Source organism: Kitasatospora sp. NPDC057198 (genome assembly GCF_042670125.1).
In the GTDB taxonomy this organism is placed as follows: domain Bacteria; phylum Actinomycetota; class Actinomycetes; order Streptomycetales; family Streptomycetaceae; genus Kitasatospora.
In genome coordinates, this window is sequence record NZ_JBHUWH010000045.1 from 1 (window position 1) to 22,367 (window position 22,367).

At 72.5% G+C, this 22,367-nt stretch carries 22 protein-coding genes; 11 read left to right on the plus strand and 11 right to left on the minus strand.

Translation table 11 applies throughout. The features are described 5' to 3' along the window. Window positions 1-49: 49 nt before the first annotated feature. Both ACFUEL_RS08105 and ACFUEL_RS08110 read right to left on the minus strand, forming a co-directional pair. Window positions 50-1,045 (minus strand): anion permease, encoded by a 996-nt coding sequence (locus tag ACFUEL_RS08105; protein WP_380235205.1) that lies wholly within the window; start codon window positions 1,043-1,045, stop codon window positions 50-52. Window positions 1,046-1,050: 5 nt separating this feature from the next. Next, window positions 1,051-1,671, minus strand: coding sequence for a DUF47 domain-containing protein (locus ACFUEL_RS08110; RefSeq protein WP_014137429.1), 621 nt, complete (start codon window positions 1,669-1,671; stop codon window positions 1,051-1,053). Window positions 1,672-1,921: 250 nt separating this feature from the next. On the opposite strand from ACFUEL_RS08110, the gene ACFUEL_RS08115 reads away from it, so the two are divergent. Further along, window positions 1,922-2,281, plus strand: coding sequence for a metal-sensitive transcriptional regulator (locus ACFUEL_RS08115; protein ID WP_380235206.1), 360 nt, complete (start codon window positions 1,922-1,924; stop codon window positions 2,279-2,281). Window positions 2,282-2,349: 68 nt separating this feature from the next. Here the strand turns inward: ACFUEL_RS08115 and ACFUEL_RS08120 are convergent, their stop codons facing one another. Both ACFUEL_RS08120 and ACFUEL_RS08125 read right to left on the minus strand, forming a co-directional pair. Further along, entirely contained in the window at window positions 2,350-2,523 is a 174-nt protein-coding gene (locus tag ACFUEL_RS08120) for a hypothetical protein (protein ID WP_380235207.1), read from the minus strand. 135 nt (window positions 2,524-2,658) lie between these two features. Beyond that, window positions 2,659-3,483: a hypothetical protein gene (locus tag ACFUEL_RS08125; protein WP_380235208.1), complete on the minus strand. Its 825-nt coding sequence runs from the start codon at window positions 3,481-3,483 to the stop codon at window positions 2,659-2,661. Between the two features lie 166 nt (window positions 3,484-3,649). Here ACFUEL_RS08125 and ACFUEL_RS08130 point away from each other — a divergent pair, with 166 nt between their 5' ends. Beyond that, complete coding sequence (locus ACFUEL_RS08130) at window positions 3,650-3,871, plus strand: hypothetical protein (RefSeq protein WP_380235209.1); 222 nt, start codon at window positions 3,650-3,652, stop codon at window positions 3,869-3,871. A 56-nt stretch (window positions 3,872-3,927) separates the two neighbouring features. Here the strand turns inward: ACFUEL_RS08130 and ACFUEL_RS08135 are convergent, their stop codons facing one another. Together ACFUEL_RS08135 and ACFUEL_RS08140 are read right to left on the minus strand one after the other, a co-directional pair. After that, the gene (locus ACFUEL_RS08135; RefSeq protein ID WP_380235210.1) at window positions 3,928-4,689 is read right to left on the minus strand and encodes a phosphatase PAP2 family protein; all 762 of its coding nucleotides are present in this window, start codon (window positions 4,687-4,689) and stop codon (window positions 3,928-3,930) included. Window positions 4,690-4,859: 170 nt separating this feature from the next. Next, a complete protein-coding gene (locus ACFUEL_RS08140) occupies window positions 4,860-5,915 on the minus strand; it encodes an NlpC/P60 family protein (RefSeq protein ID WP_380235212.1) in 1,056 nt (351 codons plus the stop codon). 249 nt (window positions 5,916-6,164) lie between these two features. On the opposite strand from ACFUEL_RS08140, the gene ACFUEL_RS08145 reads away from it, so the two are divergent. From ACFUEL_RS08145 to ACFUEL_RS08170, 6 genes are all read left to right on the plus strand, one after another. Next, on the plus strand, window positions 6,165-6,512 hold the full coding sequence (locus ACFUEL_RS08145; RefSeq protein WP_344558463.1) for a hypothetical protein: 348 nt from the start codon (window positions 6,165-6,167) through the stop codon (window positions 6,510-6,512). A 134-nt stretch (window positions 6,513-6,646) separates the two neighbouring features. After that, window positions 6,647-7,465 (plus strand): hypothetical protein, encoded by an 819-nt coding sequence (locus ACFUEL_RS08150; RefSeq protein WP_380235213.1) that lies wholly within the window; start codon window positions 6,647-6,649, stop codon window positions 7,463-7,465. Beyond that, window positions 7,455-8,729, plus strand: a complete 1,275-nt coding sequence (locus tag ACFUEL_RS08155; protein ID WP_380235214.1) for a hypothetical protein — start codon at window positions 7,455-7,457, stop codon at window positions 8,727-8,729. Before ACFUEL_RS08150 ends, ACFUEL_RS08155 begins: the two co-directional genes overlap by 11 nt. A 7-nt stretch (window positions 8,730-8,736) precedes the next feature. Beyond that, window positions 8,737-10,323: an SCO6880 family protein gene (locus tag ACFUEL_RS08160; RefSeq protein ID WP_380235215.1), complete on the plus strand. Its 1,587-nt coding sequence runs from the start codon at window positions 8,737-8,739 to the stop codon at window positions 10,321-10,323. 27 nt (window positions 10,324-10,350) lie between these two features. Further along, window positions 10,351-11,697 (plus strand): ATP-binding protein, encoded by a 1,347-nt coding sequence (locus ACFUEL_RS08165; RefSeq protein WP_380235216.1) that lies wholly within the window; start codon window positions 10,351-10,353, stop codon window positions 11,695-11,697. Window positions 11,698-11,859: 162 nt separating this feature from the next. Continuing rightward, entirely contained in the window at window positions 11,860-13,665 is a 1,806-nt protein-coding gene (locus ACFUEL_RS08170; RefSeq protein ID WP_380235217.1) for a bifunctional metallophosphatase/5'-nucleotidase, read from the plus strand. Window positions 13,666-13,723: 58 nt separating this feature from the next. Here the strand turns inward: ACFUEL_RS08170 and ACFUEL_RS08175 are convergent, their stop codons facing one another. From ACFUEL_RS08175 to ACFUEL_RS08195, 5 genes are all read right to left on the minus strand, one after another. Further along, window positions 13,724-15,151, minus strand: a complete 1,428-nt coding sequence (locus tag ACFUEL_RS08175) for a sensor histidine kinase (protein ID WP_380235218.1) — start codon at window positions 15,149-15,151, stop codon at window positions 13,724-13,726. A gap of 59 nt (window positions 15,152-15,210) precedes the next feature. Continuing rightward, on the minus strand, window positions 15,211-15,984 hold the full coding sequence (locus ACFUEL_RS08180; protein WP_380235220.1) for a response regulator transcription factor: 774 nt from the start codon (window positions 15,982-15,984) through the stop codon (window positions 15,211-15,213). 71 nt (window positions 15,985-16,055) lie between these two features. Continuing rightward, on the minus strand, window positions 16,056-17,228 hold the full coding sequence (locus ACFUEL_RS08185) for a S1C family serine protease (protein ID WP_380235221.1): 1,173 nt from the start codon (window positions 17,226-17,228) through the stop codon (window positions 16,056-16,058). Between the two features lie 125 nt (window positions 17,229-17,353). Continuing rightward, window positions 17,354-18,394 carry a LacI family DNA-binding transcriptional regulator gene (locus ACFUEL_RS08190; RefSeq protein ID WP_380235222.1) on the minus strand — a complete coding sequence of 347 codons (1,041 nt, stop codon included), beginning with the start codon at window positions 18,392-18,394 and terminating at the stop codon, window positions 17,354-17,356. Window positions 18,395-18,542: 148 nt separating this feature from the next. Then, window positions 18,543-19,274, minus strand: coding sequence for a response regulator transcription factor (locus ACFUEL_RS08195; RefSeq protein WP_380235224.1), 732 nt, complete (start codon window positions 19,272-19,274; stop codon window positions 18,543-18,545). Between the two features lie 644 nt (window positions 19,275-19,918). Here ACFUEL_RS08195 and ACFUEL_RS08200 point away from each other — a divergent pair. The 3 genes from ACFUEL_RS08200 (at window position 19,919) to ACFUEL_RS08210 (ending at window position 22,353) form a co-directional block, all read left to right on the plus strand. Continuing rightward, complete coding sequence (locus ACFUEL_RS08200; RefSeq protein WP_380235225.1) at window positions 19,919-20,176, plus strand: MoaD/ThiS family protein; 258 nt, start codon at window positions 19,919-19,921, stop codon at window positions 20,174-20,176. Window positions 20,177-20,297: 121 nt separating this feature from the next. Further along, window positions 20,298-20,966 carry a DUF2993 domain-containing protein gene (locus ACFUEL_RS08205; RefSeq protein ID WP_380235226.1) on the plus strand — a complete coding sequence of 223 codons (669 nt, stop codon included), beginning with the start codon at window positions 20,298-20,300 and terminating at the stop codon, window positions 20,964-20,966. 553 nt (window positions 20,967-21,519) lie between these two features. After that, window positions 21,520-22,353: a sulfurtransferase gene (locus tag ACFUEL_RS08210; RefSeq protein ID WP_380235227.1), complete on the plus strand. Its 834-nt coding sequence runs from the start codon at window positions 21,520-21,522 to the stop codon at window positions 22,351-22,353. Window positions 22,354-22,367 lie beyond the last annotated feature (14 nt).

Sequence of the window (22,367 nt, forward strand, 5' to 3'; positions counted from 1 at the left end):
CCCCCGTGCTGTGGGGGCGGGCCCTTCCGCCTGCGGTTCCGTGCGGGAGCTAGAGCACCAGCAGGTTCACGATCCCGTACATCGCGGCGGCCACGATCGCCGCCGCCGGCATGGTGATGAACCAGCCCATCACGATGTTCTTCGCCACCCCCCAGCGGACCGCGCGGACCCGCTTGGTGGCGCCCACGCCCATGATCGCCGAGGTGATCACGTGGGTGGTGGAGATCGGCGCCGCGTAGACGAACGAGGTGACGTACATGACCGCGGAGGCGGTGGCCTCGGCGGCGAAGCCCTGCGGCGGGTCCAGCTCGATGATCTTCCGGCCGAGGGTGCGCATGATCCGCCAGCCGCCCGCGTAGGTGCCCAGCGAGAGCATCGTGGCGCAGGAGATCTTCACCCAGATCGGGATGCCGGTGCCGGAGTGGTGGCCGGAGATGGTCAGCGCCATCACCACGATGCCCATGGTCTTCTGCGCGTCCTGCAGGCCGTGCGCCAGCGCCATCGCGGCCGCCGAGGCGGTCTGCGCGACCCGGAAGTTGCGCTTGGCCCGGTGCGGGTTGGCCCGCCGGAAGATCCACAGGATCGCCAGCATCACCAGGAAGCCGCCGACCAGGCCGACCACCGGCGAGACGATCATCGGAACGATGATCTTCTCGACCACGCCGTGCCAGACCACCCCGATGCCGCCCGCCAGCGCCGCGCCCACCATGCCGCCGAACAGCGCGTGCGAGGAGGAGGACGGCAGGCCGAAGTACCAGGTCACCAGGTTCCAGGTGATCGCCCCGACCAGGGCCGCGAACATGATCGCCATGCCCTTGCTGCCGGTCGGGGTCTCGATGATCCCCTCGGAGACGGTCTTCGCCACCCCGCTGCCGAGGAAGGCGCCCGCCAGGTTCATCACCGCGGCCATCGCCAGCGCCGCCCGGGGCGTCAGCGCCCGGGTGGAGACCGAGGTGGCGATCGCGTTGGCGGAGTCGTGGAAGCCGTTGGTGTACGTGAAGAAGAAAGCGACGCCGATGACGACGATCAGTGCTGCCATGTCCACGGAGGTCAGGACTCCTTGACGGCGATGGTCTCCACCGTGTTGGCCACGTGCTCGAACGCGTCGGCGGCCTCTTCGAGGACGTCCACGACCTGCTTGAGCTTCAGCACCTCGATCGCCTCGTACTGGCCGGAGAACAGGTGGGCCAGCAGCTTGCGGTGGATCTGGTCCGCCTGGTTCTCCAGCCGGTTGACCTCGATCCAGTACTCGGTGAGGTTCGACATCGACCGCAGGTTGGGCATCGCCTCGGCGGTCAGTTCGGCCGCCCGGGCCAGCACCTCGATCTGCTGCTCGATGCCCTTCGGGAGGGTCTCGATGTCGTACAGGACGACCAGGTCGACGGCCTCCTCCATGAAGTCCATGATGTCGTCCAGCGAGGAGGCCAGGTTGTAGATGTCCTCCCGGTCGAACGGGGTGATGAACGAGGAGTTCAGCTGGTGGAAGATCGCATGGGTGGTGTCGTCCCCCGCGTGCTCGGCGGCGCGCATGCGCTCGACGATCTCCGCGCGGGCTGACACGTCAGAGCCCAGTAGTTCCAGCAGGAGCTTCGATCCGACGACCAGGTTCTCCGCTGCTGCGGCGAACATGTCGTAGAAGCTCGTCTCCTTCGGGGTCAGGCTAAAACGCACGGAAATCTCCGATGTGCGGGGTCGGTACTTGACGATGCTAGGCGCACGCGCCCCACTGGTGGACACGGGGTTGCCGACGCGCGCCCTAAGTGTGTCCCACGACACGCCGGTTTGCTCCCGCTCTGCACGGGGATCTCTGTCCTGACGCCCGGACGGCGGAACACCAGGCCGGTGCCGCGTGTTGGACAGGGGGCACCTCCCGGCCGGGGGCCGGGGGCGGGCCGAGCACGAGACCAAGAGGGCGGACCGGATGACCACCATCGACACCCCGAGCACCGACACCGCGCCGGCGGCCTGCCACGGCACGGCCGCGGCCGCCGGGCCGCACGGCTACAGCGGCGAGAAGGAGGCGCACCTCAAGCGGCTGCGCCGGATCGAAGGTCAGATCCGCGGCCTCCAGCGGATGGTCGACGAGGACGTCTACTGCATCGACATCCTCACCCAGGTGTCCGCCTCCACCAAGGCCCTGCAGTCCTTCGCGCTCTCCCTGCTCGAGGAGCACCTGCGGCACTGCGTCGCCGCCGCGGCCGCCGCGGAGGACGGCGGCGAGGAGCTGAACGCCAAGGTCGCCGAGGCCAGCGCCGCCATCGCCCGGCTGCTGCGCACCTGAACCGCCCGGCCCGACCGGCCCGCCCGGCCCGACCGGCCCCGTCACCGGCGCGGGGCGTTGACGGCGGGTCAGTCCTCCGGCCGGTCCGGTTCGCGGCGGGCCAGCAGCACCTCGTCGATCTGCTCGGCGGCCAGCCGCTCCGCCCGGCTGGCCGAGGCGGCGATCATCAGCTCGCCGGTCAGGTCGATCTCGTCCAGCGCGGTTCTGTCGTGGCCGCCGGTGCCGCTCTCGCCGGATGCCATGGCCTCCACCCCTTCCGCGCCCCGTTCGCCGCACCGCTCGTCCGCCCCGTACCAGCGTAGGGAGCGGCGGGCCGGGCCACATGGCACGGACGGGCCATCTCTGCCGCCCGAAACGGGTGGGCCCGGCATCGCGGGTCACTTCGGCGAGGCGCCGGCCTTCATCGAGTAGATGTCGGTGGCGGCGGGCTCGGCGGCCTCCACCGGCCGGCCGAAGTCGGCGAGCGACAGCGTGGAGACCACCGCGACCTGGTCCTTCTGCTCGGTGGACCCGGCCACCCCGGCGAAGGCGAAGTGCTCCACCACCTTGTGCAGCCGGCCCTGGCCGTCCAGCCAGACCTCGTACGGGACCGCCTTGGCGGTGAAGGTCTGGGCGGCCATCCGCAGCCCGTCCGCCCCGCGGCCGCCGGTCGCGTCGGCGGCCTTCGCCAGGTCCAGGGTGCCCTTGTAGTGCTTGAGCTCCACGCCGTCCACCGGCTCGGTACCGACCAGCTCGGCGGACTGCGCGCCGCGCAGCGCGCCCGCGGCGGTGGCCGGGTCGGTGGCGCCGGAGCTCACCAGGTTGCCGTCCGGGAGCTGGCGCACGTCCAGCTTGACCCACTTGCCCTCGGGGATCTTCGCGCCGCTGTTCTGCAGGTAGACCGTGCCGGGCAGTACCACCTCGGTGATCTTCCCGGTGGTGGCGGCGCCGGGCGGGACGTCGATCTCCAGCCGGCCGATCCGCTTCACGTAGTCGTAGCCGCCGGTGCCGTGGAAGACCGCCTTCTTGTCGGCGGACTCGGTGATCAGCTCGGTGACCGCCCGCACCGAACCCGTCCGGCCGGTGATGTCGGCGGCCGAGCGGACGGCCGTCAGCGGGTCCGCCGACAGTTGGTCGGCGGAGACCGACGGGCCGTTGCCGCCGCCGGTGCAGGCCGACAGCGCGGCGACGAGCAGGGCCGCGGCGGCGGCGCGGTTGAGCATCTTCACTTCTTCGACAACCCCCTCGGGCCCCGGACGACCCGGCAGGCGACCACCCCGGATGGGCGGAGCGCTCGCCAGGCAAACGAGCCGGGGCCGCGAAGGTTACGCGGATGTTCACCGACCGGACGGGAACGGTGCGCCGCGGCGCCGGGATACGGTGAAGGACGTGGCAGATCAGCGCCGGGTGGCACCCGGCGGGGCATTACGGACCGATCACCCGGACGAGCACCGGGTGGAGGTGGTGGAGCGCGGCTCGTTCAGCTTCGCGCAGTGCGGCTGCGGCTGGTTCGCCCCCGGGCGGCGCTCCCGGGACAAGTCCCGGCGGGACGCCGCGGGGCACCTCGCGGAGACCGGCGCCGGCACCGGGGCCGACGCCGAAGTCGCCTGACCCTTCAGTCCTTCAGCTCTTCAGGCCCTTCAGCTCTTCCGGCTTCTCGGTGCGGCTCAGGCCGCCAGGTCCGACTCGCGGTCCCGGTCCCGGTCGCGGTCCCGGCCCCGGGGCGGCCCGTCGTGGCCCCGGCGGCGGCCGGAGCGGCGGCCCGCGGGCGCCGCCGGGCGGCCGTCGGCGGCACCGGCGGAGCGGGCCACCACCAGCGGGCGCAGCGCGGTGCGCGACAGCGCGTGGCACAGCGGCACCAGGACGGCCATCGCGATCGGGGCGAGCAGCAGCACCACGGCGGTGGCCAGCGCGTAGCCGCCGATCACGTCGGTCGGGTAGTGCACGCCGACGAACAGCCGGCAGAAGCCCTGCAGCAGGGCGAGCGCCCCGGCGGCCAGGCCGAGCCTGCGGTTGACCAGGAACAGCGCGACGGCGATGCCCATGGACATCGCCGAGTGGTCGCTGACGAAGGAGAGGGTGTCCTCCTTGCCCGGCACCAGGACGTCCAGCTCCGGGTGGCTGACGAACGGCCGCGGCCGGTTCACCAGCCGGGAGATCGGCAGGTTGGCGAGTTCGGCGATGGCGACGGCCAGCGGCGCCCACAGCACGCCGGCCACCGCGACCGGGGCGTCCGGGCGGCGGCGGGCGAGCAGCCAGCCGGCCAGGCCGAGCGCGGCCAGGCCGAACAGGATGCCGTACTCGGCGGTCCAGGCGACCAGCGAGTCCAGCCAGCCGGGGGCATCGGCGGCCAGGCCGTTGACGGCCTTGAGCAGGCCGAGGTCGGGGTCGCCCGAACCGGTTCCGGCGTCGGCGAGCAGCGTCGGCACGCCGCACCTCCCTGTCGGCTCTCCGCAGTGGTCCCAGATCGTGGTGCTTCCGGGTGCGGACGACCGGCAGCCTCCTGAGTCAACGCGATCAAGGCCGCCGCGGTTTCCTTCGAAACACACCGTTATGCAAAATTGACTCACCGTCCACGGGGCGTGCACATGCCGGGCGGTCAGCTCGTCCTCGGGGCCTCGCTCTTCGTGATGGTGCCGTCGTTCGGGTTCCGGTTGGGCAGCGCGGCGGCGCCGTCCGGGGTGACCCGGGTCGCCCCGATGTAGTCCTTCTGGTCGATGGTGTCGTAGCGGACCTTGGCCCCGGTGTGCGGCGCGTCGATCATGTACCCGCCGCCGACGTAGATGCCGACGTGGTGGATGGTGCGCGGGTCCTCCAGGTCGTTGGCGAAGAACACCAGGTCGCCGGGCCGGAGTTGGTCCCGGGACGGGTGCTCCCCGGCGTACCACTGGTCGTTGGCCACCCGGGGCAGCTCGATGCCGACGCTGTGGTACGCGGCCTGGGTCAGGCCGGAGCAGTCGAACCGACCGTCCTCCCAGCTCTGCCCGGTGCCGCCCCACAGGTAGTCGGTGCCCAGCTTGCCCTGCGCGAACCAGATCGCCCCCGCCGCCGCCTGGGACAGCGCCAGCCGCCCGCCCTGGGCGGCCGGCGCGGTGAAGGACTTCGCCAGCGCCTGGATGCTGCGCACGTACCCCTGGGTCTCCTTGTACGGCGGGATCCCGTTGTGCTCGATCACCGCGTACGGACCGGCGTTGTACGCCGCCAGCATGTTGGACTGCCTGTCGCCGGGGACCTTCGCCACGTCCCGGGCCAGCGCGCAGTCGTAGGTGGCGGCGGAGGCGATCGCGTCGTAGGCGTTCCAGATGTCCCGCTTGCCGTCGCCGTCGCCGTCCGTGCCGTACGTGGCCCAGGTCGCCTCCAGGAACTGCGCCATCCCGTACGCCTTCGCGGGGCTCCGCGCCGCCGGGTCGAACCCGCTCTCCTGGTAGAGCTGCGCGGCCAGCATCGGCGCGGAGATCTCCGGGCAGAGCCCGCCCCACTTCTGGATGTGCGGCCGGTACGCGGCCGGCACCGTCCCGCCGGACAGCCCGAGGGGGGCGGAGGACCGCTCCGGGACCCCGCTCGCCGCGTACGTCCCGAGCGTCACGACGCCCACGAAACCGATCCCGAGCACCACTGCCGCGGCGCCCGCCGCCCGAGCTTTCCGGAGCACCATCCAGCACCATCCCGACGGAACGTCAGCGGCCATGTCCTGTTGCGCAATTGCCCGGTGCAATCATCACAGATACCAGGAGCGGGAAGTATCCTTGAGGCACCGGACATCCTGGCGGAGGCGTTCGGCCAGCCACGAGCGATCCGCGAGAAACAGCCAAGTCGACATCAGATCTGGCCAAGAACAGGCCCCGCCCCTTCGCTCGACCGTGGTCCGGGGCCTTGAATTTTCCTGATCGGGCGGTGAGATGGGATGGACCTGAACGTGGACAGCACAGTGATCCGGTACCTGGCGGAGGACCCGCCGAAGAAGGCCAACATCGACACCATCATCGGCGGGATCGCCCCCGACTGGGGCCCGTTCGCCTCCCTCGGCTCCTCGGCCCGGGTCATGGTGCAGGTCGTGATGGCCGTCGCGATCCTGATCTGCCTCGGCATCGCCATCTGGGGCGCCGCCAAGCAGCGGATCGGCGCCACCGCGATGCGCGACACCTTCAGCGCCGAACAGGGCAAGGGGCTGATCGTCGCCGGCCTGACCGGCGTGTTCATCATCGGTTCGCTCGGCACCCTGTTCACCATTGTGTACGGCATGGCCATCTGACGATCGGACAACTCGCCCCCGGGCGCCGTTGATCCACACCGCCGCACCGCACCGCCGCACCCCGTCCCCCCGCCGAGCACCCGTCACGCCGCCGCGCGCGCCCCGCGCGGCGGCGCCCCACCAGGAGGGCCCCCGTGCCGTTGTCCGACGACCAGCCGCACACCCGTACGCGGCTACCGGTCGCCGAACAGACCGCCCACGTGACCGGACGCCAGGCCAGGCCGCTGCGCACCCTCCTGACCATCCTCGGCATCGTCACCCTGCTGGTCGTCGCCGTCTCCATCGCCAACCGCGACAAACCCGCGGCCGGCCGGGCCGGCACCGGCACCTCCGGCGACCGCGCCACCGCCGCGGCCGCCTCCCCCGACCACACCGCCGCCAGCGGCCAGCAGCCCGTCACCACCACCTCCAACGGCATCGGCACCGGCTACCCGCACACCGACCAGGGCGCGCAGTCCGCCGCCGCCAACTACGCGGTGGCCCTCGGCTCCGCCGACATGTTCCGCGCCGACAGCCGCCGCACCGTCCTCACCACCGTCGCCGACCCCACCGCCGTCCCCGCCCTCCAGGCCCGCCTGGACCAGGCGTTCACGCCGGAGACGAACGCGCACTACGGGCTCGACGCGGAGGGGAGGGCGCCGAAGAACCTGACGTTCATCAGCCGCACCATCCCGATCGGCACCGGGCTGGCGAACTACTCGGACACCGGGACGAAGGTGGAGGTGTGGTGCAACTCGCTGATCGGGATGACCGGCAAGGCATCCGAGGTCCCGGTCACCGAGAACTGGTACACACTCGGCATCACGATGCGCTGGACCGGCAGCGACTGGAAGATCATCGACTACAGCCGGAAGGCAGGCCCGGCACCGTTGCCCGCTGACCAACAGGCCGCGACCTCGGAGGAGATCACGGGTGCCGTCCAGCAGTTCGGAGGTTTCCGCTATGCGCGCTGACGGAGCCGGCAGAGGACTCGGCCGTCGCGTCGCGGTCCTGGCCGGAGCGACCGCCTCGCTCCAGTTGGCGCTCCTCGCGGTGGTCCGGGCGGCCGCCGCCGCGCCCTCGCCCACCCCCCAGCCCTCCTGCACGGTGGACGTGCCGGTACCCGGCGCCGACAAGCTGTGCGCCCCCGACGGGGCCACCGTGATCCCCGGGACGGACGCCGTCTCCGGGGTCACGGACCCGCTGGGGTCGTTGGCGAAGGGGTGCGCGCAGGCGGCGGCGTGGGTGGTGCGGCAGCTGTCGGGGGCGATCGACGGGACGACGAAGGTCGACTTCACGAACGCGGCGTTCCTGCAGCAGTACGCGGTGGTGTTCGCGGTCTCGACGGTGATCACGCTGGTGCTGTGGCTGCTGGCGGTGACCAAGCGGGCGGTGCGCGGCGCGGCGCTGGGGCAGGCGTTCGGCGAGGCGGTCGGGTACCTGTGGCTGACGGTGATCGCCTCGGCGTTCACGCCGCTGATCCTGTACACGGTGGTGACGGTCACCGACGGGATGACGGACGCGATCGCGTCGGGGACGAAGTCGGACACCGGCACGTACCTGGGCGGCTTCGCGGACACCCTGGAGAAGGGCAGCATGGGCGGTGGCCCGCTGATCCTGATCCTGGTGTCGCTGGTGGCGGTGCTGGCCGCGGCGGTGCTGTGGGTGGAGCTGGTGATCCGGGCGGCGATGCTGTACGTGGGCGCGCTGCTGGGGACGGCGGTGTACGCGGGGCTGGTGGACAAGCAGATGTGGAAGCACGTCCGCCGGTGGGCCGCGATGATGCTGGCGGTGGACCTGGCGAAGCCGATCGTGGTGATCATCCTGGGGCTGGCGGGCGCGGTGGCGACCGGCGCGGGGGCGGACGACGACTTCGGACGGGTGCTGGCGGGGCTGGCGATCCTGTTCCTGTCGATCTTCGCGAGCGCGGCGGTGTACCGGTTCGTGCCGGGCTTCGGCGACGAGCTGATGGCGATGCGGCGGGCGCGGGCGAGCGCGGTGCAGGCCGGCAGCGCGATGATCAACGGCCCGGCGAACTTCGTGAAGCAGGGCATCTCGACGCACGGTTCGCGCGGCGGCGCGGAGGGCGGCGGCGGTGGCGGCGCCCCGGCCGGCGGCGGCGGGGCGGGCGCGGGCATCGCGGCGCACGCCTCCCGGCCGGCGAACCCGGTGCGTCCGGCGGCGCCGCCCGCGCAGGCCCAGGTCCAGTCTCCGGTCAACAACCCGAAGGGAGGGTGACGGGTAGATGAGCAGCGACCAGCTCGGCCAGTACGGCACCCAGTACGCCCAGCCGTATGCCCATCAGCGCCGCAGTTACCTGATCGGCAAGGCGCGGCCGAACGCGCCGATCGGGCGCAACCGGGAGAACGGCGAGATCGTGCTGATCATTGCCGGCGCCGGCGCGGGCATGGTGTGGGGGCTGATCCCGAGTCTGCTGCCGCTGCGGATCGCGGGCCTGGTGGGCTTCCCGCTGCTGGCGATCATGGCGGTGTACGTGCCGTACCGGCGGCGGACGTTCTACAAGTGGGTGGAGATCAACCGGACGTTCCGGCGGACGGTGCGCAGCGGCCGGGCGGTGTGGAAGCCGGACGTGCACGAGGCGGGGACGCGGCTGGACGGGCGCGAGGTGGAGGTCGGCCCGCCGCCGGGGGTGGGGCGGCTGCGCTGGCTGACCGCGCCGTTCGGGCCGGACGAGGTCGCGGTGCTGATGCACCTGGAGCGCCGGACGGTGACCGCGGCGATCGAGATCGAGGGCCCGGGGGTGGGCCTGCGCGACTCGGAGGACCAGGAGGCGCTGGTCGACCGGTTCGGCACGCTGCTCAAGCACGTGGCCAACGGCGACGGCTTCGTGACCCGGCTGCAGATCCTGGCCCGCACCCTGCCGGCCGACCCGGACGCGCACGCCAAGGACGTGGAGCGGCGCGGCGACCACGCGGCGCCGCGCTGGCTGCAGGAGAGCTACGACCAGCTGCAGTCGATGGTGTCGACCTCCTCGGAGCAGCACCGGGCGTACCTGGTGGCGTGCATGCACTACACCCGTGACCTGGCGGCGGAGGCGCACGCGATGGGGCGCACCGCGTACGGGCGGGGCGAGGCGAAGCGGGACCGCAGCGACGACGGCCTGGCGACCGTGATGGCGCGCGAACTGACCGACATCTGCGCGCGGTTGGCGGAGGCGGACATCCGGGTGCGGCAGCCGCTGGGGCAGGCCCGGCTGGCGTCGCTGATCCACTCGATGTACGACCCGGACCACCCGATCGACCACATCCAGGCGATGAGCCGGCGCAACGCCTGGCCGGCCGAGCTGGACGCCACGCACCCGCAGTTCCTGCAGGCGAAGACCCGGGAGGCGGCGACCCGGGAGCCGTGGTGCCACGCCACCGCGTGGATCAAGGAGTGGCCGCTGACCCCGGTCGGGGTGAACTTCCTGGCGCCGCTGCTGGTGCACACGCCGGACGTGATCCGGACGGTCGCGGTGACCATGGACCTGGAGCCGACCGACGTGGCGATCGAGCGGATGCTGACCGAGAAGACCAACGACGAGGCGGAGGCCAGCCGGGCGGCGAAGATGAACCGCACGGTGGACCCGCGCGACCTGGCGCACACCGGCCGGGTGGACCAGCGCGGCGACGACCTGGCGTCCGGCGCGGCCGGGGTGAACCTGGTCGGGTACCTGACGGTGTCCTCGCGCAGCCCGGAGGCGCTGGCCCGGGACAAGCGCACCATCCGGGCGTCGGCGGGCAAGAGCTACCTGAAGCTGGAGTGGTGCGACCGCGAGCACCACCGGGCGTTCGCCAACACCCTGCCGTTCGCCACCGGCATCCGCCGCTGACGCCGCTGACCCCCCGGAGGACCGTCGATGCTCGGCAAGCTCACCGATGCCTTCACCAGCACCCTGTTCGGCCGGGTGGAGACCACCCGGCTGCCGGTGCGCACCTCCAGCGGCCAGGCGCAGGCGGTGTACCTGCCGACCGCGGCGCCCGGCCTGGGCGACTCCGGGGTGATCATCGGCCGCGAGGTGTACAGCGGCAAGGGCTACGTCTACGACCCGTTCCAGCTGTACGGCCAGCAGCTGCCGGCCCCGCACTGGCTGGTGCTGGGGGAGTCCGGCAACGGCAAGTCGGCGCTGGAGAAGACGTACGTGCTGCGGCAGTTGAGGTTCCGCGACCGCCAGGTGGTGGTGCTGGACGCGCAGGGCGAGGACGGCGTCGGCGAGTGGAACCTGATCGCGAACGCGCTGGGGATAAAGTCCGTCCGGCTGGACCCGATGGCGGCCCTGGACGGCGGGGTGAAGCTGAACCCGCTGGACCCGGCGATCACCACCACCGGCCAGCTGTCGCTGCTGCGCACCATCATCGAGGTGGCGATGGGCCGCGGCCTGGAGGAGCGGGCCGGCTTCGCGCTGAAGGCCGCGCACGCCTACGTGCTGGCGACGGTGAAGGACCGTCAGCCGGTGCTGAACGACATCATCGACACGCTGCGCAGCCCCGACCTGTCGGCGGTGGAGTCGCTGGGCGTGCAGGTCGGCGAGGTGCAGTCCTGGGGCCTGGACGTGGCGCTGGTGCTGGACCGGCTGGTCGACGGCGACCTGCGGGGCATGTTCGACGGCCCGACCTCGGCGGGCATCGACCTGGACGCGCCGCTGATCGTCTTCGACCTGTCGCACATCGACCGGAACTCGATCGCGATGCCGATCCTGATGGCGATCGTCGGCGTGTGGCTGGAGCACACCTGGCTGCGCCCGGACCGGGTGAAGCGGATCTTCCTGGTGGAAGAGGCGTGGCACATCATCAACAGCCCGTTCGTGGCGCAGCTGTTCCAGCGGCTGCTGAAGTTCGGCCGCCGGCTGGGCCTGTCCTTCGTCGCGGTGGTGCACCACCTGTCGGACGTGGTGGACGGGGCGGCGGCGAAGGAGGCGTCGGCGATCCTGAAGATGGCCTCGACCCGGACGATCTACATGCAGAAGGCGGAGGAGGCGAGAGCCACCGGCCGGGTGCTGGGCCTGCCGCGCTGGGCGGTGGAGATCATCCCGACGCTGTCGCCGGGCATCGCGGTGTGGGACGTCAACGGCAACGTGCAGGTGGTGAAGCACATCATCACCGAGGCCGAGAAGCCGCTGGTGTACACCGACCGCGCGATGACCGAGGACGTGATGGCCGAGCGGGAGAGGGCGGACCAGCAGCTGGCGGCGCAGCCGCGGATCTGACCCCGGTGGCAGGGGCCTGACCGGGGGTCGGCAGACGTTTCGTCAGGCCGTGGATACCAGCTCGTTACTCGCAGGTTCCTGACAGCTACGCGCGTTGACCCTAGGCTGCACCAGACAACGCCAGGCCGCGCTGCCGCGGCCCCGACGGTCCAGGGGACAGCCATGCCCATTTCCGGTACCACCGGCCGCCGCACGACCGCCCTCGCGGTCGCCGCGGCCGCCGCCCTCTTCGGCTCGATGGTCCTGCCGGCCACCGCCGAGGCCCACGGCCGGGGCCACGACAAGCCCAAGTACGAGGACCTGCAGCTCCTCGCCATCAACGACTTCCACGGCAACCTGGAGCCCCCGGCGGGCTCCTCGGGCACGATCACCGAGATCGACCCGGCCACCGGCAAGACCGTCGCGACCCCGGCCGGCGGCGTCGAGTACCTGGCCACCGCGCTGCGCGACGCCCGCAAGGGCCACCCCAACAGCCTGACCGTCGCGGCCGGCGACATCATCGGCGCCAGCCCGCTGGTCTCCGGCCTGTTCCACGACGAGCCGACCATCGAGGCGATGAACGAGATCGGCCTCGACGTCACCTCGGTCGGCAACCACGAGTTCGACGAGGGCTCGGCCGAGCTGCTGCGGATGCAGAACGGCGGCTGCCACCCGACCGACGGCTGCTACGAGGAGGGCCGCACCTTCGAGGGCGCGGACTTCCCGTACCTGGCGGCGAACGTCACCAACGAGAAGACCAACAAGCCGCTCCTCAAGCCGTACTGGGTGAAGAACGTCCGCGGCGTCAAGGTCGGCTTCATCGGCGTGACCCTGGAGGGCACCCCGAACATCGTCACCGCCGCCGGCGTGCAGGGCCTGAAGTTCGGCGACGAGGTCGCCACCATCAACAAGTACGCGGCCGAGCTGAAGAAGCAGGGCGTCAACTCGATCGTGGCGCTGATCCACGAGGGCGGCCTGCCCGCCAGCAACGTGTACAACTACGACTGCGGCGCGGCCGGCGCGGGCATCTCCGGCCCGATCGTGGACATCGCCCGGAACATCGACCCGGCCGTCGGGGCGATCGTCACCGGCCACACCCACAACTCGTACGCCTGCATGATCCCGGACCCGGCCGGCGTGCCCCGCTCGGTGACCAGCGCCGCCTCCTTCGGCCGGCTGTACACCGAGATCGACCTCAAGCTGGACAAGCGCACCGGCGCCATCGTCCGGCCGTCGGTCACCGCCGCCAACCACGTCGTGCGCCGCGACCTGCCCAAGGCGCCGGACCTGACCGCGCTGCTGGAGCGGTACACCAAGCTGGCCGCGCCGATCGCCAACCGGGCCACCGGCTACATCACCGCCGACATCAACGGCCGCGGCTCCAGCGCGCTGGAGAAGCCGCTCGGCGACCTGATCGCCGACGCCCAGCTGGCCGGGCTGTCGCCCGCCGACAAGGGCGGCGCGCAGGTGGCGTTCATGAACCCCGGCGGCATCCGCGCCGACCTGGTGTACAAGGCCACCGGCAGCGAGGGCGACGGCGTGGTGACCTACGGCGAGGTGTTCGCCGTCCAGCCGTTCACCAACATGATGCAGGTCAAGACGCTGACCGGCGCCCAGCTGGTGCAGGTCCTGCAGCAGCAGGTCTCCGGCTCCAACGAGGCGTCCCCGAAGGTGCTGCAGATCTCCGACAACCTGCACTACACCCTCGACCTGAACCGGACCGGCGCGGCCCGGGTGGTCGTCGACTCGATCCGGCTGAACGGCGCGCCGATCGACCCGGCCGCCAGCTACCGGGTCGCCGCGAACGAGTTCCTGGCCGGCGGCGGCGACGGCTTCCCGGCCTTCGCGGCCGGCACCGACAAGCTGGTCGGCGCCTCCGACCTGGACGTCTTCAACACGTACCTGACCGCGCACAGCTCGGCGAGCGCCCCGATCGCGCCGCCGGCCGCGGACCGGATCAACGTCATCGCCGTCGGCCAGACCGGCTGACCGCACGGCACGTGACGGAGGGCGGGGCGCCCCGGGTGCCCCGCCCTCCGGCGCGTCCTCAGCGCGGTTCGTCCGGCTGCCCCGGCAGCACGATCACCGCCTGCGTCCCCGGCCCGCCGTCCGGCGCCGGGCCGAGCGAGACCTGCCCACCGGTGTCCTGCACGGTCTGTGCCACGATCGACAGGCCCAGGCCCGAACCCGGCAGCTGCCGCGAGGACGGCGAGCGCCAGAACCGGTCGAAGACGTACGGCAGTTCCTCCGCCGGGATGCCCGGCCCGTGGTCCCGGACCGTCAACCGGCCGTCCTGCAGGCGCAGGTCGATCGTCCCGGCGGGCGGCGAGTACTTCACCGCGTTGTCCAGCAGGTTGACCACCGCCCGCTCCAGCGCCGCCGGGTCCCCGTGCACGTACCAGGGCCGCACGTCCGTGTCGAAGACCAGCGACGGCCCGCGCAGCCGCCCGCGCTCCAGCGCCCGCTCCACCGTCTCGTGGAACGGCACCACCGTCCGCACCGCCTCCGGGTTCGGCGTGTCCGGCCGGGACAGCTGCAGCAGGTCGCCGATCAGCAGCGTCAGCTCCTGCATCTGCGCCTTCATGTTCCCCAGCATCCGGGCCCGGGTCTCCGGCGGCAGCGCCCGCCCCTGCGCGTCCGAGCGGATCAGCAGGTCGACGTTGGTGCGCAGCGAGGTGAGCGGCGTGCGCAGCTCGTGCCCGGCGTCGGCGATCAGCCGGGTCTGCCGCTCCCGGGAGTTGGCGAGCGCGGTCGACATCGAGTTGAACGAGGTGGACAGCCGGGCGATCTCGTCCTTCCCGTGGACGGGGATGGTGGTGCCGACCTCCTCGGTGCGGGCGATGTGCTCGACCACGTCGGTCAGCTGGTCGACGGGCTTGAGCGCGGACCGGGCGACGACCCGCCCGGCGACGCCGGCGACGGCGACCCCGGCCAGGGCCACGCAGGACAGCACCACGGCGAGCTGCCGCAGCGAGTCGTCGACGCTCTGGGTGGAGACGGCGGTCAGCAGCACCCACCGTTCGCCATTGACCGGCACCGTGCTGACCCGCACCAGCGCCGAGTCACCGTCCACGAAGGAGCCCTCGCGGATGGTGAAGCCCGCGGTGCCGACCGCGTCCAGGTCGGCGGGGGTGGTGACGATGCCGCTGACCGAGCCGAACGGCAGGCACACCTGGCCGCCGCTCGGGGCGAGCAGCTGGCTGGGCCACCGGTTGTAGCGGCCGTGGCCGTTGCTGGTGGACCACTCCTTCTCGGCCTGCTCCTGGGCCTGGGCCGCCGTCGTCCCGCAGGCCACCGGGACGGACTTGACCCCGTTCGGGTCGCCCTGGCCGGAATTGGGCATCCCGAACGTCGGGTCCATCGGCGCGGCCGCCAGGTTGCTGCGCACCTGCCTGTCCAACTGGTCCTCGACCAGGAACCAGCACGCCGCCGCCGCGACCGCGATCGCCACCGCCACCGCGGCGGCCGTGAGCATGGCCAGCCTGCTCCGCAGCGACCTGCCGCGGAACCACCCCGTGAGCCGGCCGACGAGTCTCATGCCGCGGCGCCGGTCGCGGCGCGCAGCGCGTAGCCGACGCCGCGGACGGTCTGGATGATCCGGGGCATGCCGTGCTGCTCGGTCTTGCGGCGCAGGTACATGACGTAGACGTCGAGGGAGTTGGAGGAGGGTTCGAAGTCGAAGCCCCAGACGGCCTTGAGGATCTGTTCGCGGGTGAGCACCTGGCGCGGGTGGGAGAGGAACATCTCCAGCAGCATGAACTCGGTGCGGGTCAGCTCGATGGGCGTGCCGTCGCGGGTGACCTCGCGGGTGGCGGTGTTCATCCGCAGGTCGGCGAAGGCCAGCACCTCGCCGTCGTCCTCGTCGGCGGCGGTGCGGGCGGCGGCCTCGGCGGCGAGCGCGTTGCGGCGGAGCAGGGCGCGGACCCGGGCGAGCAGTTCGTCGAGCTCGAAGGGCTTGGCGAGGTAGTCGTCGGCGCCGACGTCGAGGCCGGTGACGCGGTCGCCGACGGCGTCGCGGGCGGTGAGCATCAGGACGGGCACGGTGTCGCCGCGGGAGCGCATCCGGCGGACGGCGGTGAGACCGTCCATCCGGGGCATCATGATGTCCAGCAGCACCAGGTCGGGGTGGTCGCGTTCGACGGCGGCCAGCGCCTCGTAGCCGTCGGTGGCGGTGGTGACCTGGTAGCCCTCGAAGGCGAGGCTGGATTCCAGCGCGTCGCGCAGCGCGGGCTCGTCGTCGACCACGAGGACGCGGGCGCCGCCGCCCGGGGCCTCGGCGGGAGTGCGGTCGTCGGCGGGGGGAGTCATCGGCGCGGGCCCTTTCTGAGTCCGGTGCGGTCCTGGCCATTGTCCGCCGGGTGCGGCGGAACGGGCGGGTGTCAGAGGGTCTTGCCGGCCTGCATCTGGGACAGGACCTGCTTGACGCTGTTGATCGGGATGGCGAAGCCGAGGCCGACGCTGCCGGCGTCGGAGCTGCCGGTTGAGCTGGAGCCGGAGGCGGAGTACATCGCGGAGTTCAGGCCGATGACCTGCCCGGCGGCGTTGATCAGCGGGCCGCCGGAGTTGCCGGGGTTGAGCGCGGCGTCGGTCTGCAGCGCCTGGTAGGTGGCGGTGTCGGCGGAGGAGCCGGACGAGGACCCGGAGCCCGAGGAGCCGCGCTGGCCGGGCAGCTCCGGGAAGCCGAAGCCGCCGTTGTTGCTGGTGGTGCTCTCGTCGACCTGGACGGAGACCTTGCGGTCCTTGGCGGAGACGATGCCGGAGGTGACGGTGCCGGTGAGGCCCTCCGGGTTGCCGATGGCGACCACCGAGTCGCCGACGGCGACGCCGTCGGAGTCGCCGAGGACGGCGGTGGTGAGGCCGCTGACGCCGGAGGCGGTGATGACGGCGGTGTCCAGGGACTTGTCGGTGCCGGTGACGGTGGCGGAGGCGGTGGAGCCGTCCTGGAAGGAGACGGTCATCTGGCCGCCGCCGCCGACCGCGCCGGAGACCACGTGGTAGTTGGTGAGGATCTGGCCGTCGGCGGTGAGCACCACGCCGGTGCCGGTGGCGGTGCCGCCGGAGGTCTTGACGGTGATCTGCACGACGGCGGGGGAGACCGCGGCGGCGATCGCCGAGACGTTCGCGCTGCCGTCGGCGTTGGCGGAGACCGGGCGTACCAGGGTGCTGTTCGCGCTGGTGGAGCCGGTGTGCTCGTGGGCCAGCGCGCCGCCGGTGACGCCGCCGACCAGGGCGGCGACCGCGGCGACGGCGGTGGCCAGGGCGAGCCGGCCGCGCAGCAGGCCGCGGCGGGCGCGGTGTCCGGCGGGCGGCTGCTCGTCGGCGGGGCCGTCGGCGGGGCCGTCGGCGGGGCCGAGGGTCGCGGGCAGCAGCGCCGGGTCACCCGCGTCGGCGGGCGGCAGCGCCGGGTAGGCGGCCTCCTGGTAGGGGGCGCCCTGGTACGGGGTGCCGGGGTGCGGCGGGTACCCGGGCGCGGCGGGCGGCTGCGGCGGGGCCCAGCCCGCGCCGCCGTCCTGGGGGTGGGGCTCGTGGGTGCTGCGGTGCTGGTCGCTCATGACGACCAAGCTCCGCCCGTTTCATGAAGACCGGATGAGAGCGTGCTAGAGGTTCCCCGAGAAGCGCGTCAGCTTCTCATAAAGCCTGGTCAGGCGGGCGATCGGGCCGGGGGCGGCGCCGCAGGTCAGGGCTGTTCGCCGCCGCAGCCGCAGGAGCGCCGCACGACCAGCCGGGACGGGAACTTGCGGACGCGCTCGGTGTCGCTGCCGGGCACCATCAGCGAGTCGTCGAGGACGAGGTCGACGGCGGCCCGCGCCATCGCGTCCCGGTCGGAGGCGACGGTGGTCAGCGGCGGGGAGGCGAAGGCGGCCTCGGGGATGTCGTCGAAGCCGACCACCGCGAGGTCCTCGGGGACGCGCAGGCCGAGTTCCTGGGCGGCCCGGAGCACGCCGAGGGCCTGGTCGTCGGTGGAGCAGAAGACCGCGGGCGGCCGCCGCTCGGAGCCGAGCAGCTCCAGGGCGACCTGGTAGGCGCCGTAGCGGTGGAAGGGGGCGTCGACCAGGTGCGGTTCGGTGGGCAGGCCGTGCGCGGCCATCGCGAGCTCCCAGCCGGCCACGTGGTCGATCACCGGGTCGCCGGGGGCGGGGGACTCCACCGGCCCGCCGAAGCAGGCCACGTACGGGTGGCCGTGCACCTCGAGGAGGTGGCGGACGATCAGCTCGGAGCCGCCGATGTCGTCGGTGACCACGGCGACGTCGTCGATCGCCTCGGGGCGGCGGTGCAGCAGCACCACCTTGGCGCCCTCCATGGCGGCGAACTCCTCGGCGGCGCGCTGCGAGGGGCCCTGGCTGACCAGGATCAGGCCGGAGACCCGCATGCCGAGGAAGGCGCGGACGTAGTGCACCTCGCGGTCGTCCACGTAGTCGGAGTTGCCGATCAGGACGAGCTTGCCGCGCTCGGAGGCGGCGCGTTCCACGGCGTGCGCCATCTCGGCGAAGAACGGCTGCCGGGCGTCGGGGACGACCATGCCGATCAGGTTGGTGCGCCGGGAGGCCATCGCCTGGGCGACCGAGTTGGGTCGGTACCCGAGCTGCTCGATCGCGGCGAGCACCTTCTCCCGGGTGGCCGGGGCGACCGGCCGGGGACCGTTGTTGATCACATAGCTGACGACCGCCGTCGAGGTGCCAGCCAGTCGGGCTACGTCGTCGCGCGTCACCTTGGCCACGGGGGGAGTCTACGCGGGTCGTTCGGCCCGCCGGCCCGGGGTGACACCTGGTGGGACGGCGCTTTCGGGACCGAACCGGGCAAAGCCGGACGAGTGTTCCCGCGGGGCCGGGCGAGTGCGCGCGCGGTGCGGCCCGCCCGGCCCTCCGTCAGCGCTCCCGGGCCGAGCCGGTGCGGCCCTGCTCGGCCCGCTCGGGGGCCTTGTCGGGGCGCTCGGGCACCACGAAGCGGTAGCCGACGTTGCGCACGGTGCCGATCAACTGCTCGTTCTCGACGCCGAGTTTGGCGCGCAGCCGGCGGACGTGGACGTCCACCGTGCGGGTGCCGCCGAAGTAGTCGTAGCCCCACACCTCCTGGAGCAGCTGGGCCCGGGTGAAGACCCGGCCGGGGTGCTGGGCCAGGTACTTGAGCAGCTCGAACTCCTTGAAGGTGAGGTCGAGGACGCGGCCCTTGAGCTTGGCGGAGTAGGTGGCCTCGTCGACCGAGAGGTCGCCGTTGCGGATCTCCATCGGGCTGTCGTCGGCGGTGGCGTTCAGCCGGCCCAGGGCGAGCCGCAGCCGGGCCTCGACCTCGGCCGGCCCGGCGGTGTCGAGCAGCACGTCGTCGACGCCCCAGTCGGCGGTGACGGCGGCCAGGCCGCCCTCGGTGACCACCAGGATCAGCGGGCTGCCGATGCCGGTGGAGCGCAGCAGCTGGCACAGGCTGCGGATCTGCGGCAGGTCGCGCCGGCCGTCGACCAGGATCACGTCGGCACTCGGGGTGTCGACCAGGGCGGACCCCTCGGCGGGGGCCACCCGGACGCTGTGCAGGAGCAGCCCGAGGGCGGGCAGCACCTCGGCGGAGGGTTGCAGGGCGTTGGTCAGCAGGAGCAGTGAACTCATACCCGGTTAGTCCCCTTTCCGGGTCGTCGCGGTAGCGGCCGCCGGGGGAGGGCGGCGGCCGCGGGACAGGGTGGGGGAGCGCCGGCAGGGCCGGCGGGCGCGTCGGCGGACGGGGCGGCGGTGGCTCGCCCGGGGTCCCGCAACCCCCGGCGTCCCGCTGGTGCCTCGTCCATCGGCGTACCCTCCGGTCTGTCCCGCCGGTTGCGCACCTCGTCGTGCGGCCGGCGGCGGGGGCGCTCCGGCGGGCGGGTGCGGGTGGGGCACCTTTTCGCAAGAACGTCCGCATGGCGTCCTGAAAGCACAAAAGGACCCGGGGGCGACTCTGCCCGGATCCCTCACTGGTCCGAGAATAGCCGACCTCCCGCGGCCTGGGGAGAGGCGCGAGCGGGGCGCACGGGGCCGTCGGGTGCTCCGGGCGGCGGGCCGGGCGGGGCGGCGGGGGCCGCGCGGCGCGGGGGTGCTTGCCCCGGGGCGGGGGGTGCGGGCGATGATGGGGGCCGCACCGGCCGCACCGTACGTGTACCCCGATCCACGGGTGGGCCGGCCGGCACCGGGCCGGCCGCCGTACCGGGCGAGGAGCGTCGAGAGGGTTTGCCGTGACCGCGACCACCGAAGTCCGCAGTTCCGCCGGATCACCCGCGCGGGTGAGCGGGACCGTCCGCTACTGGGCCGCCGCCAAGTCCGCGGCGGGCCGGGCCGAGGAGCCGTTCGAGGCCGCCACGCTGGCCGGGGCGCTGGAGGCGGTGCGCGCCGCGCACGCCGACCGGCCGGAGCTGCTGCGGCTGCTGGCGGTGTGCTCGTTCCTGCTGGACGGCGAGCAGACCGGCGGCCGGGAGCCCGCCGGGGTGCCGCTGTCCGCGGGCTGGACGGTGGAGGTGCTGCCGCCGTTCGCCGGAGGCTGAGCACCGGTTTCCCGACTGGCGTTCCGGAACTGGGGCATGCGTGCGATCGTCCCTATGTCCGTAGCCCGGAGTCCGTTCGCCTCCGAACGGACTCCGGTTCGAACGACTCAGGGGGAGTGCGATGCACGGCTCGGTCAAGCTGTTGATCGGTCTCGGGGTGGTGGGCGGCCTGCTGGTCGGCGCCGACCGGATCGCCGTCGGGGTCGCGGAGGACCAGGCGGCGGACGCGGCCGTCTCCTCCGGGTGGATGACCAGCCGGCCGGACATCGAGATCGACGACTTCCCGTTCCTGACCAGCGCGCTGGCCGGGGAGCTGGACAAGGTCACGATGAGCTCGGACGGCATGACCGTGACCGACGGGAGGCAGACCGTGACGGTGCACTCCTTCAGGGCGAACATGTCCGACGTGAAGTTCACCGACTCCTACCGGGGCGTCACGGTGGGGCGCGGCGACGGACAGGGCGTGATCTCGTACCAGGACCTGTCGAAGTTCGTGGCGGGCGGCCAGATCCCCCTGCAGTACGCCGGTCCGGGCAAGGTGAAGACCTCGGTGGCCGGCGTCACGGTCGAGGGCAGGCTGCGCAGCGAGGGCTCGGACGTGGTGGTGGACGGCTTCGAACTCAACGGCCTCGCGGCCAAGTTGAACGGCGTGGCCGGGGACCTGCTGAAGCCCCGGCGGTTCGCGCTGACCGGCCTGCCGACCGGCCTCACGCTCTCCGAGGCCGTCCCGGAGCAGGACGGGGTGCGGCTGCACTTCACCCTCGCCCCCGGCACCACGCTCGGCCACTAGGCCCGCCGCCCGCCGCCGGCCGCCGGCCCGCCGTCCGCCGCCTGCCGTCCGCTGTCCGCTGGGCGAGACGTGCTGTCCAGCCGGGATGCCGGAACGTCCGGAAACGCCCGCTCGCCCGGTCCCCGCACGGGGGCCGGGTCGGGCGGCCGGGGAGCGAAAACCGGTAAATCCCACCATCCGGATGATCGAGTCTCACTATTCGACACAATGGTGACAGCGCCCCCACCGGTTCCCTAGCATCGTGGTCATGAAGCGACAGGCGGACCTCACGAAGCGGCGGGCGGTAGACCACTGCCGCGTGTCGAGCTGCCTGTGTCGAATGCGCTGACCGGCGGTCGCGCCCCGCAGTCCCGGCCCGTCCGCCCCGTTCCGACGCCGCTTGACCGGTAGCCACGGGCACCGGTGCGCCCGGAGCGGCGAACACACCCCTTGATCCACCCCGGCCGAAGCCGCGCCCCGCGCCGTCCCAGCATGCGGACAGGCGTGCGGACGCGTGCGGTCCGGAGCACTTCCCGCAGCCCTTCCGCCAACCGCCCCCGGATGGAGAAACCACATGAGCCGCAGTGACGTCCTGGTCGACGCCGACTGGGTCCAGGACCACCTGGACGACCCGAAGGTCGTCGTCGTCGAGGTCGACGAGGACACCGCCGCCTACGACAAGAACCACATCCGCAACGCGGTCCGGATCGACTGGAAGAAGGACCTCCAGGACCCGGTCCGCCGCGACTTCATCGACCAGGCCGGCTTCGAGGCGCTGCTGTCCGCCAAGGGCATCGCCAACGACGACACCGTGGTGCTCTACGGCGGCAACAACAACTGGTTCGCGTCCTACGCCTACTGGTACTTCAAGCTGTACGGCCACGGCGACGTCCGCCTGCTGGACGGCGGCCGCAAGAAGTGGGAGCTCGACTCCCGCGAGCTGGTCGTCGAGCAGCCCGAGCGGGCCGCCACCCAGTACACCGCGCAGCCGGCCGACTCCTCGATCCGCGCCTTCCGCGACGACGTGGTCAACGCGATCGGCACCCTGAACCTGGTCGACGTCCGCTCGCCCGACGAGTTCTCCGGCAAGCTGCTCGCCCCGGCCCACCTCCCGCAGGAGCAGTCGCAGCGCCCGGGCCACGTCCCGTCCGCCAAGAACATCCCGTGGGCGAAGAACGCCAACGACGACGGCACCTTCAAGAGCGACGACGAGCTCAAGGCCCTCTACGAGGCCGAGGGCGTCGACCTGGCGACCGACACCATCGCGTACTGCCGGATCGGCGAGCGCTCCGCGCTCACCTGGTTCGTGCTGCACGAGCTGCTCGGCCAGGAGAACGTCAAGAACTACGACGGTTCGTGGACCGAGTACGGCAGCCTGGTCGGCGTGCCGATCGAGCTCGGCAACTGAGCCCCGGCTCGCGC